The organism is Mycobacterium sp. P4_H6 (assembly GCF_056400845.1).
Window position 1 is genome coordinate 25,384 of record NZ_JBFUKN010000066.1, and the last position, 10,297, is coordinate 35,680.

Genomic DNA, 10,297 nt, shown 5'->3' on the forward strand with positions numbered 1-10,297 from the left:
CTTACGTCCAAGCCGGAGGATATAAGAAACGCAATCGTATCTTGGAGGTCTCGATGAGCCGTCCCGTGCTGTACCCGCTGCGCACCGTCGACTCGGCCACGGTCGGCTACACCGCCGCACCGCACCGGCGCCGGCGGGTGACCATCGACCACCGTCCGCTGCCCGGGGTGACGCCGTCGATGCTGCTGGACTGGTTCTGCGGGCTCGGCGGGACGATGGAGTACGGCGGCGAAATGATCGACCGCTACCTGGCCTGGCATCCTGTCGACCACATCCGATGGGAGTTGGCGTCGGCCGGCCGGGGTGAGCGAAGCGACGGGGAACGTGGCACGGGGGCAGCTGAGGGCGCCCGATTCCGGATCGTGGAGGCCTTCGGCGGGCGCCCCGAATACCGCGTCGATGTGGTCGACCGGGTGGAGAAACTCGATGAGACCGGGATACGGCTGGTGCAACGGGTGGCCGGGGTGATCGTGTTCAGCCTGGAGCACACGTGGTCGGCGGGCAGCGACGGAACGCACTATGTGAGCGTCCTCGACATCGGGGCCCGCACACCGGTTTTCCGGCCGGTCAATGCCTACCTGTACCGCAGGTTCCCCGACCACATGGTGCGTGCCTGGGTGCGGCACAACATCGAGGAGGTCGGTCAGCTGGAGTTCCTGCTGCCCGGGCTCAGCACCAGATCGCCAGCGGGCGGCCGCGCGCGTCGAGCTGCGGCGGATCCGGCAGGCTGAACGCGGCCCCGGTGACGATGCGGTGCGCGCTCCACGCCGCGGCGGCCGCATCGAGCACGTCATCGGCGGGCACCGCGGCGACGGCGCCGCCCAGGTCCTCCGGGATGTCGATCCCGCGGCCGGCCAGGATTCGGAGCCGGGCCCGCTGGCCACGCCAGCTCTTCTTCTTGCCGTCGGTGACCAGCAGGCCCATCTCGTGGAAGGACAGCTCGGGATGCACCTCGTACAAGGGCAGCCGGGTCTCCCGGTGAAGCGCCTCGGCCTCCAGGAACTTTCGCCGCAGCCCCCAGGTCTGGATGCTGATCCCGGCGCCGGTCAAGGCTTTGGCCGCGGCGGTGGCGGTCGCATGGTCGGGCGCGTCGAACACCGGCCGGGGAGGCATCACGAACAGGCTCGACGACCGGGCACCGAGACGGCGTTGGGCCGCCCGATCGGAGGCGCGCACCTCGGAATCCAGCAGGCCCAGCGGGATATCGACACCGATGGCCAGCGCACCGGGTACCGCGGCGGTCAGGCCGCGCAGGGTCTCGTCCACGTGGGCGGCGGCAAAGCGGCCGCCCCGAAGCTCGATGCCGACCCAGCCGTTCTTCCAGCCGTCGACCCCGAGCACCGTCCTCACGTGAAGCGGAACCAGCGCAGCGCCGCCAACGCCGAGAGCACACCCCAGGCCGCCAGCACCGCGATGCCGAACCAGTCCACCGAGAGCGTCATCGCCTGCGTCAGCGACTCGGTCAGCGCGCCCGACGGTGTCAGCCGCGCCACCCAGCGCAGCGCCGCGGGCACCGGACCACCGTCGAGCGTCAGGGCGCCCAGCGCGGCGAAGACGAACCACAGCAGGTTGGCGAGGGCCAGCACGATCTCCGAGCGCAGCGTCCCACCGAGCAGCAGTCCCAGCGCGGCGAAGGTCGCGGTGCCCAGCGCGATCACCACCGCGCCCAGGGCCAGGGCGCCGATCTCGGGGCGCCATCCCAGCGCAATACCGATGGCGCCCAGCAGGATCGACTGCAGGAACACCACGGCGACCACGGCCAGTGACTTTCCGGCGATGATGCCCCAGACCGGAAGTGCGGTGGCGCCGAGCCGTTTCAGCGCGCCGTAGCGGCGGTCGAAGGCCACCGCGATGGCCTGTCCGGTGAAGGCCGTCGAGATGACGGCGAGCGCCATGATCGCGGGAGTGAAGGTGGCGGCCCGGTTGTCGCCGAACTCGCCGAGCGGCAGCAGGGTGAGCCCGATCAGCAGGGTGATCGGGATGAACATGGTGAGCAGCAGCTGCTCACCGTTGCGCAGCAACAGGCGCAGTTCCAGGCCGAACTGCGCGATCAGCATCTGCCGCACCCCGGCCGGGCGCGGGTCGGGGGAGAAGGTGCCCGCGGCGAAACGATTGGTCACGATCTCAACTCCCGGCCGGTCAGATCGAGGAAGACTTGTTCCAGGCTGCGCTGTTCGACGCGCATGTCGGTGGCCAACACGTTCACCCGGGCGCACCACGCCGTCACCGTGGCCAGCACCTGCGGATCGATGTGCCCCTCCACCAGGTATTCGCCGGCGGTGGCCTCGGTGGCCCGGTAGTTCTCCGGCAGCGCCGAGATCAGCAGCGAGAGATCGAGTTTCGGAGGTGCGGTGAAACGCAGCTGGTTCTCTGCGCCGTTGCGCATGAGCTCGGCAGGTGTGCCCGCGGCCACCGTCGCGCCGTGGTCGATGATGACCAGCCGGTCGGCCAGCTCTTCGGCCTCGGTGAGTTGGTGGGTGGTCAGCACGACGGTCACGCCGTCGCGGCGCAGTGCATCGATCAGCTCCCACACCACGATCCGGGCGTGCGCGTCCATGCCGGCCGTCGGCTCGTCCAGGAACACCAGCTCCGGGCGGCCGACGACCGCGCAGGCCAGCGCCAGGCGCTGCTGCTGGCCGCCGGAGAGCCGGCGGTAGGTGGTGCGGGCGGCATCGGCGAGCCCGAGGGTGTCCAGCAGCCACTGCGGATCGAGCGGATCGGCGGCGTAGGCGGCCACCAGGTTGAGCATCTCGCCGGCCCGGGCCGCGGGGTAGCCGCCGCCACCCTGCAGCATCACGCCGATGCGTTCACGCAGTTTGGCGTTCTCGGTGGTCGGGTCGAGGCCGAGGATCTCGATGCTGCCCGAGTCGGGGCGCAGGAATCCCTCACACATCTCGATGGTGGTGGTCTTGCCCGCGCCGTTGGGCCCCAGTAACGCGAATACCTCGGCGCGGTGCACCTCGAGGTCGAGGTTGTTCACCGCGATCGTCGCTCCGTAGCGCTTGCTGACGCCGCGCAGCTGCACGACGGGCTCAGAACCGGTGGTCACGGAGATTCAGCGTAAGCGTCGGGTCTGGGAGCCGGTGGCTCCGGTCCGGGTCGGCGGTCATCGGGGCCCGGATCGGGCAGCCCGCGCCACGGCAGCCGGCGGTAGGTGATCGCGATCAGCAGCAGCACGATCACCGCGCTGGCCAGGGTGGCGTCGACGATCTGGAACAGGGCGAACCGGTCGCCGTTGGCGGTCGGCCCGAATATGCCCACCACCAGCGTCATCGCGATGGCGGAGCCGCGGAATCCGGGCCGGGTGGCCCAGGTCGCCAACGGGATGATGGCCCACAGCAGATACCAGGGCTGGACCACCGGAAACAGCAGCACCGTCGCACCGAGTGCGACACCGAGGCCGCCGACGGGGTGCAGGCGGCCGCGGAACACCGCCAGCAGCAGCCAGGTCACCAGGATTGCGATGATGATCACACCGATGCCACGGGTGAGGCCTAGCACCGAGGTGGTGTGGTCGCCGAGGCCGAGCAGGATGCCGACCTGCCCGGTGCCCAGCGCGATCAGGGTGGGTGGCGACATCCAGGACCGCACCACGTTCGCGGTGCCCAGGGTGAACAACCAGCCGAAGCCGAGACCACTGGCCCAGCCGATCACCGCCATCACCGCCAGCGACAGCGCGCCCAGCGAGAAGCCGGCGGCCAACAACGCTCTGAGGGTCCCGCCCCAGCGCCACGCCAGCGCCATCACGATGAACCCCATGGCCAGCAGGGAGGGCAGCTTGACCTGTGAGGACATCGTGACCAGCACGGTGCCGGCGACCAGCATCGCGGCCGCTCGAGGTGGCATCCGCCAGTGTCCGTTGCGGACACCGTCGATACCGCGCAGTGCGAACTCGGTGCCCGCCAGCATCAGTCCGAGCATCAGTGCCTCGTTGTGGATACCGGCCACCAGATGCATGAACAAAAGCGGGTTACACGGGCCCAGCCACAGCGCGCTCACCTCGTGCACACCGCATCGCTGCGCCAGTCGCGGCGTGGCCCAGACGATGAGTCCGACCCCGACGAGTACCACCAGGCGGTGGCACAGCACGGCGGCGACGATGTTGTCGCCGGTGAGCACCGAGATGCCCTCGCCGATCCACAGGAACAACGGACCGTAGGGGGCCGGGGTCTCGCGCCACAGGCTGGGCACCGACAGGGTGAACACGTGATCCAGGCCGAGCCCCGGGGCCGGACCGACCAGATACGGGTCGAGCCCGAGCCGGGCGATCTGGCTCTGCGCCAGGTAGGAGTAGACGTCCTTGCTGTACATCGGCGGGGCGATCAGCAGCGGCAGCAGCCACAGCAGCAGCGTGCGATCGAGTTGGCTGYGCGACATCCGGTGCGGTCCGAGGGCGAACCGGCCCAGCATCAGCCAGGCCAGCGCCATCATCACCGCGCCGGTGGTGGTCATGGTCAGCGACACGGTCTGGATGCGCGAGGGCAGGTTGAGCAGACGGACGCCGAAGGTGGGGTCCTGGACGACGGGCCGGGCGCCGGCACCCAGCGCGCCGATCGCCATGAGGACGGTTCCGGTCGCACCGAATACCCTGGTACGGCGCAGGGAGACGATCTCGCCGCCGTTGAGGGGTGAGCCCACCGATCGTTCGTCGGCGTGCCAACGGGCGACCGCCGAGCTGAAGGACCCAAGGGCGGTCATGCGAGCAGCGTAGCGGCCGGGTTTCGACGGCCCGTCGGGGTCGGCTGGGGCGTTCCGTCGCGGTTAGGGTTACCTTGCTGGAACCCCAGGACGAATTCCGTCACAATGGTGTTGTGAAAATAAATCCGGAGGCACCGGGCGCGGCGGCAACCGCGCCCACCTTGGTGTCCCCGGACGGTCACACCCGCAGCGCGATCGTCCAGTTGCTGCTGGAAGGCCCGGTCACCGCAGGTGACATCGGCCAGCGCCTCGGCATCTCGGCGGCCGGTATCCGCCGCCACCTCGACGCGTTGATCGAAGCCGGTGACGCGCAGGCCAGCGCCGCCGCGGCCTGGCAGCACAACGGCCGGGGCAGGCCCGCCAAGCGGTACCGCCTGACCGCGGCCGGCCGCGCGAAGCTCTCGCATGCCTATGACGACCTGGCGGCGGCGGCGATGCGGCAGTTGCGTGAGATCGGCGGCGACGACGCGGTGCGCACCTTCGCCCGTCGTCGCATCGACACCATCCTGGCGGGGATCCCCGAGGTGAGCGATCCGGACGCGGTCGAACAGACCGCAGATCAGATGGCCACCGCACTGACCGACGCCGGCTACGCGACCACCACCACACCGGTGGCCGGTCCATTGTCCGGTGTGCAGATCTGCCAGCATCACTGCCCGGTATCACATGTCGCCGAGGAATTTCCCGAGCTGTGTGACGCTGAACAAGAGGCGTTCGCCGCGATCCTGGGCACGCACGTGCAGCGGCTGGCCACCATCGTCAACGGCGATTTCGCCTGCACCACCCACGTTCCACTGGGACCTGACAAGTCCTTACCTGTTCGGCCCACAGCCCGCGCCGAATCCACCACCACACAAGGAGTGTCGCCATGACCCTCACCCCGGAGACCCCGCTGACCCAGGAAGAGACCATCGCGTCCCTGGGTAAGTACGGCTATGGCTGGTCGGATTCCGACGTCGCCGGCGCCAGTGCTCAGCGCGGCCTGAACGAGGCTGTCGTGCGCGACATCTCGTCGAAGAAGAGCGAGCCCGAGTGGATGCTCGACGTCCGGCTCAAGGCGCTGCGCACCTTCGACAAGAAGCCGATGCCCAACTGGGGTTCCGACCTGGACGGCATCTTCTTCGACAACATCAAATACTTCGTGCGCTCCAGCGAGAAGCAGGCCGCCACCTGGGACGACCTGCCTGCCGACATCAAGAACACCTACGACAAGCTCGGCATCCCGGAGGCGGAGAAGCAGCGCCTGGTCTCCGGTGTCGCGGCCCAGTACGAGTCCGAGGTGGTCTACCACTCGATCCGTGAGGATCTGGAGGCGCAGGGCGTCATCTTCCTGGACACCGACTCCGGTCTGCGCGAGCATCCTGAGCTGTTCAAGAAGTACTTCGGCACCGTGATTCCGGCCGGGGACAACAAGTTCTCCGCGCTGAACACCGCGGTGTGGTCGGGCGGGTCGTTCATCTACGTGCCGCCGGGCGTGCACGTCGACATCCCGCTGCAGGCCTACTTCCGGATCAACACCGAGAACATGGGCCAGTTCGAGCGCACCCTGATCATCGCCGACGAGGGCTCCTACGTGCACTACGTCGAGGGCTGCACGGCTCCGATCTACAAGTCCGACTCGCTGCACTCGGCGGTCGTCGAGATCGTGGTCAAGCCCGGTGCCCGGGTGCGGTACACGACCATTCAGAACTGGTCGAACAACGTCTACAACCTGGTCACCAAGCGGGCCCGTGCCGAGGCCGGCGCCACCATGGAGTGGGTCGACGGCAACATCGGGTCCAAGGTGACGATGAAGTACCCGGCGGTGTGGATGACCGGTGAGTACGCCAAGGGTGAGGTGCTCTCGGTGGCGTTCGCCGGCGAGGGTCAGCACCAGGACACCGGCGCCAAGATGCTGCACCTGGCCCCGAACACCTCGAGCAACATCGTGTCCAAGTCTGTGGCGCGTGGCGGTGGCCGTGCCTCCTACCGCGGCCTGGTTCAGGTCAACAAGGGTGCGCACGGCTCGAAGTCGAGCGTGAAATGCGATGCGCTGCTGGTCGATACGATCAGCCGCAGCGACACCTACCCCTACGTCGACATCCGCGAGGACGACGTCACGATGGGCCATGAGGCCACCGTGTCGAAGGTCAGCGAGGACCAGATGTTCTACCTGATGAGCCGCGGCATGACCGAGGACGAGGCGATGGCCATGGTGGTGCGTGGCTTCGTCGAGCCCATCGCCAAGGAACTCCCGATGGAGTACGCGCTGGAACTCAACCGGCTGATCGAACTCCAGATGGAAGGTGCGGTCGGATAGTGGTTCAGGATCTGACATCCGCGGTCGAATGCGGCCGCAAATCCGGTTCGGCTCTCAACACCAACAAGGGCGAGCAGTTCGCCTCGTTCGATGTCGACGCGTTCGAGGTGCCCGGCGGCCGTGATGAGCTGTGGCGGTTCACCCCGCTCAAGCGCCTGCGTGGCCTGCACGACGGTTCGGCGCCCGCCACGGGTTCCGCACTGATCGAGGTGACCGAGCGCCCCGGCGTGACCGTGGAGACCGTCCAGCGCGACGATCCGCGACTCGGCCAGGGCGGTGTCCCCTCCGACCGCGTTGCCGCCCAGGCGTACTCGTCGTTCGGCAATGCGACCGTGGTCACCGTGGCCCGCGACACCGAGGTCGGCGAGCCCATCGAGATCGTCGTCACCGGCCCCGGCGAGGGCAACGTCGCCTACGGGCACCTGCAGATCCGGGTGGAAGAGTTGTCCCGGGCGATCGTGGTGGTCGACCTGCGCGGCAGCGGCACCTACGCCGACAACGTCGAGATCATCGTCGGCGATTCGGCCGGACTCGGCGTCATCTGGATCGCCGACTGGGCCGATGACATGGTGCACGTCAGCTCGCACCATGCCCGCCTGGGCAAGGATTCGGTGCTCGGCCATGTCAACGTCACCCTCGGTGGCGATGTGGTGCGCACCACGGCCACCGTGCGATTCACCGCCCAGGGCGGCGAGGCTCAGCTGCTCGGCACCTACTTCGCCGACGACGGCCAGCACTTCGAGTCCCGGTTGCTCGTCGACCATGCGGTACCGAACTGCAAGTCCGATGTGCTCTACAAGGGTGCGCTGCAAGGTGATCCGGCCTCCGACAAGCCGGATGCGCACACCGTGTGGATCGGTGATGTGCTGATCCGCGCCGAGGCCACCGGCACCGACACCTACGAGGCGAACCGCAACCTGGTGCTCACCGACGGCGCCCGCGCCGACTCGGTGCCCAACCTGGAGATCGAGACCGGTGAGATCGCCGGTGCCGGACACGCCAGTGCCACCGGCCGTTTCGATGACGAGCAGCTGTTCTATCTGCGTGCCCGGGGCATTCCCGAGGAGGCGGCCCGCCGCCTGGTGGTCCGCGGCTTCTTCGGCGAGATCATCGCCAAGATCGCCGTGCCCGCCGTGCGCGAGCGCCTGACCGAAGCCATCGAACGAGAACTAGCCATCACGGAATCGAAAGCGACCCAAGAATGACCACGCTCGAAGTCAAAGACCTGCACGTCTCCGTCGCCAATCCTGAAGGTGGCGACGACATTCCCATCCTCAAGGGCGTCAACCTGACCGTGAAGTCGGGGGAGACCCACGCGGTGATGGGCCCCAACGGGTCCGGCAAGTCCACGCTGTCCTATGCGATCGCCGGCCACCCGAAGTACAAGGTCGCTTCCGGCTCGATCACCATCGACGGTGCCGATGTGCTCGAGATGAGCGTCGACGAGCGGGCACGTGCCGGACTGTTCCTCGCCATGCAGTACCCGGTCGAGGTCCCCGGTGTGTCCATGTCGAACTTCCTGCGGACCGCGGCCACCGCGGTACGCGGCGAGGCCCCGAAGCTGCGGCACTGGGTCAAGGAGGTCAAGGGTGCGATGACCGACCTCGACATCGATCCGACGTTCAGCGAGCGCAGCGTCAACGAGGGCTTCTCCGGTGGTGAGAAGAAGCGCCACGAGATCCTGCAGCTGTCGCTGCTCAAGCCGAAGATTGCCATCCTCGACGAGACCGATTCCGGGCTCGACGTGGACGCGCTGCGCATCGTCAGCGAGGGCGTGAACCGCTACGCCGAGGCCGAGAACGGTGGCCTGCTGCTGATCACGCACTACACCCGGATCCTGCGCTACATCCGCCCGCAGTTCGTGCACGTGTTCTTCGACGGCCGGATCATCGAGTCGGGTGGGCCCGAGCTCGCCGATCAGCTCGAAGAGAACGGCTACGAGCGTTTCACCCAGGCTGCATCAACCTAGCCACATCCACCGCGTAGGAGGAGCCCGACCATGACAACGACATCCGTCGACCGCGCACTGGATCTGGAGGGGATTGCCCGTATCCGGGCCGATTTCCCCATCCTGAACCGGGTGATGCGCGGCGGGTGTCAGTTGGCATATCTGGATTCCGGTGCGACATCGCAGAAGCCGCTGGCGGTGCTGGATGCCGAGCGGGCGTTCCTGACCACCTCCAACGGTGCGGTGCACCGCGGTGCCCACCAGTTGATGGAGGAGTCCACCGACGCCTACGAGCAGGGCCGTGCGGACATCGCGGCCTTCGTCGGCGCGGATGTCGACGAGCTGGTGTTCACCAAGAACGCCACCGAGGCGATCAACCTGGTGGCCTACGCGCTGGGGGACAACCGCTTCGAGGGTGCGGTCGGTCCCGGTGACGTCATCGTCACCACCGAACTGGAGCATCACGCCAACCTGGTGCCGTGGCAGGAACTGGCGCGGCGCACCGGTGCCACACTCAAGTGGTACGGCGTCACCGAGGACGGGCGCATCGACCTGGATTCACTCGAGCTCGACGAGCGGGTCAAGATCGTGGCGTTCACCCATCATTCAAACGTGACCGGCGCACTGGCGCCGGTGGACGAACTGGTGGCCCGGGCCAAGGCGGTCGGCGCGCTCACCCTGCTGGACGCCTGCCAGTCGGTGCCGCACCAGCCGATCGACTTCCACGCTCTCGGAGTCGATTTCGCTGCGTTCTCCGGGCACAAGATGCTCGGCCCGACGGGGATCGGCGCGCTCTACGGCCGGCGTGAGCTGCTGAACGCGCTGCCGCCGTTCATCACGGGTGGGTCCATGATCGAGACCGTCACCATGGAGGCGACGACCTTCGCGCCCGCACCGCAGCGATTCGAAGCGGGTACTCCGATGACCTCGCAGGTGGTCGGACTGGCCGCCGCCGCACGGTATCTGAGTGCGATCGGCATGCCCGCCGTGCAGGCCCACGAGCAGACGCTGGTGGCTGCCGCGCTGGCCGGGCTCGCCGAGGTGCCGCAGGTCCGGATCATCGGCCCGCAGACCACCGAGCGGCGTGCCTCCCCGGTGAGCTTCGTGCTCGACGGTGTGCACGCCCACGATGTCGGCCAGGTGCTCGATGACGAGGGCGTCGCGGTGCGGGTCGGCCATCACTGCGCGGCCCCGCTGCACCGCCGGTTCGGCATCAGCGCCACCGCACGTGCGTCCTTCGCGGTGTACAACACGCTCGACGAGGTGGACCGGTTGGTGGCCGGGGTGAAGAGAGCCGTGGAGTTCTTCGCCCGATGAGAATGGAACAGATGTACCAGGAAGTGATCCTGGAC

General features: G+C 68.0%; 10 protein-coding genes. 6 read left to right on the top strand and 4 right to left on the bottom strand.

The features are described from left to right. Nucleotides 1-53: 53 nt before the first annotated feature. The gene (locus AC1DTF_RS23175; protein WP_477475772.1) at nt 54-731 is read left to right on the top strand and encodes a hypothetical protein; all 678 of its coding nucleotides are present in this window, start codon (nt 54-56) and stop codon (nt 729-731) included. Here AC1DTF_RS23175 and AC1DTF_RS23180 read toward each other — a convergent pair. The 4 genes from AC1DTF_RS23180 to mptB are packed head-to-tail and all read right to left on the bottom strand — an operon-like array spanning nt 670 to nt 4,698. After that, complete coding sequence (locus tag AC1DTF_RS23180) at nt 670-1,350, bottom strand: DUF429 domain-containing protein (RefSeq protein WP_477475773.1); 681 nt, start codon at nt 1,348-1,350, stop codon at nt 670-672. The two genes, AC1DTF_RS23175 and AC1DTF_RS23180, sit on opposite strands and share 62 nt — an antisense overlap. Beyond that, entirely contained in the window at nt 1,347-2,123 is a 777-nt protein-coding gene (locus AC1DTF_RS23185; RefSeq protein ID WP_200962044.1) for an ABC transporter permease, read from the bottom strand. Before AC1DTF_RS23185 ends, AC1DTF_RS23180 begins: the two co-directional genes overlap by 4 nt. Beyond that, a complete protein-coding gene (locus tag AC1DTF_RS23190) occupies nt 2,117-3,049 on the bottom strand; it encodes an ABC transporter ATP-binding protein (protein WP_057165111.1) in 933 nt (310 codons plus the stop codon). Before AC1DTF_RS23190 ends, AC1DTF_RS23185 begins: the two co-directional genes overlap by 7 nt. Beyond that, a complete protein-coding gene (mptB, locus tag AC1DTF_RS23195; protein ID WP_477475774.1) occupies nt 3,046-4,698 on the bottom strand; it encodes a polyprenol phosphomannose-dependent alpha 1,6 mannosyltransferase MptB in 1,653 nt (550 codons plus the stop codon). The genes AC1DTF_RS23190 and mptB overlap by 4 nt, the downstream gene beginning before the upstream one ends. 113 nt (nt 4,699-4,811) lie before the next feature. Between mptB and AC1DTF_RS23200 the strand changes: the two genes are divergently transcribed. Genes AC1DTF_RS23200 through AC1DTF_RS23220 form a run of 5 tightly spaced genes read left to right on the top strand, consistent with a single transcriptional unit; the run spans nt 4,812 to nt 10,262 of the window. Then, nucleotides 4,812-5,570, top strand: a complete 759-nt coding sequence (locus AC1DTF_RS23200; RefSeq protein ID WP_477475775.1) for a helix-turn-helix transcriptional regulator — start codon at nt 4,812-4,814, stop codon at nt 5,568-5,570. Then, nucleotides 5,567-6,997, top strand: a complete 1,431-nt coding sequence (gene sufB, locus AC1DTF_RS23205) for a Fe-S cluster assembly protein SufB (RefSeq protein WP_057165113.1) — start codon at nt 5,567-5,569, stop codon at nt 6,995-6,997. Before AC1DTF_RS23200 ends, sufB begins: the two co-directional genes overlap by 4 nt. Then, entirely contained in the window at nt 6,997-8,202 is a 1,206-nt protein-coding gene (gene sufD / locus AC1DTF_RS23210; RefSeq protein ID WP_477475776.1) for a Fe-S cluster assembly protein SufD, read from the top strand. The genes sufB and sufD overlap by 1 nt, the downstream gene beginning before the upstream one ends. Next, entirely contained in the window at nt 8,199-8,966 is a 768-nt protein-coding gene (gene sufC, locus AC1DTF_RS23215; RefSeq protein ID WP_477475777.1) for a Fe-S cluster assembly ATPase SufC, read from the top strand. Before sufD ends, sufC begins: the two co-directional genes overlap by 4 nt. A gap of 30 nt (nt 8,967-8,996) precedes the next feature. Next, a complete protein-coding gene (locus tag AC1DTF_RS23220) occupies nt 8,997-10,262 on the top strand; it encodes a cysteine desulfurase (protein WP_057165116.1) in 1,266 nt (421 codons plus the stop codon). Nucleotides 10,263-10,297: the final 35 nt, after the last annotated feature.

Excerpts from the sequence above, each read along its gene's own strand:
- AC1DTF_RS23175 (WP_477475772.1), top strand. The coding sequence starts at position 54 with ATGAGCCGTCCCGTGCTGTACCCGCTGCGCACCGTCGACTCGGCCACG.
- AC1DTF_RS23220 (WP_057165116.1), top strand. The coding sequence starts at position 8,997 with ATGACAACGACATCCGTCGACCGCGCACTGGATCTGGAGGGGATTGCC.
- sufB (WP_057165113.1), top strand. The coding sequence starts at position 5,567 with ATGACCCTCACCCCGGAGACCCCGCTGACCCAGGAAGAGACCATCGCG.
- sufC (WP_477475777.1), top strand. The coding sequence starts at position 8,199 with ATGACCACGCTCGAAGTCAAAGACCTGCACGTCTCCGTCGCCAATCCT.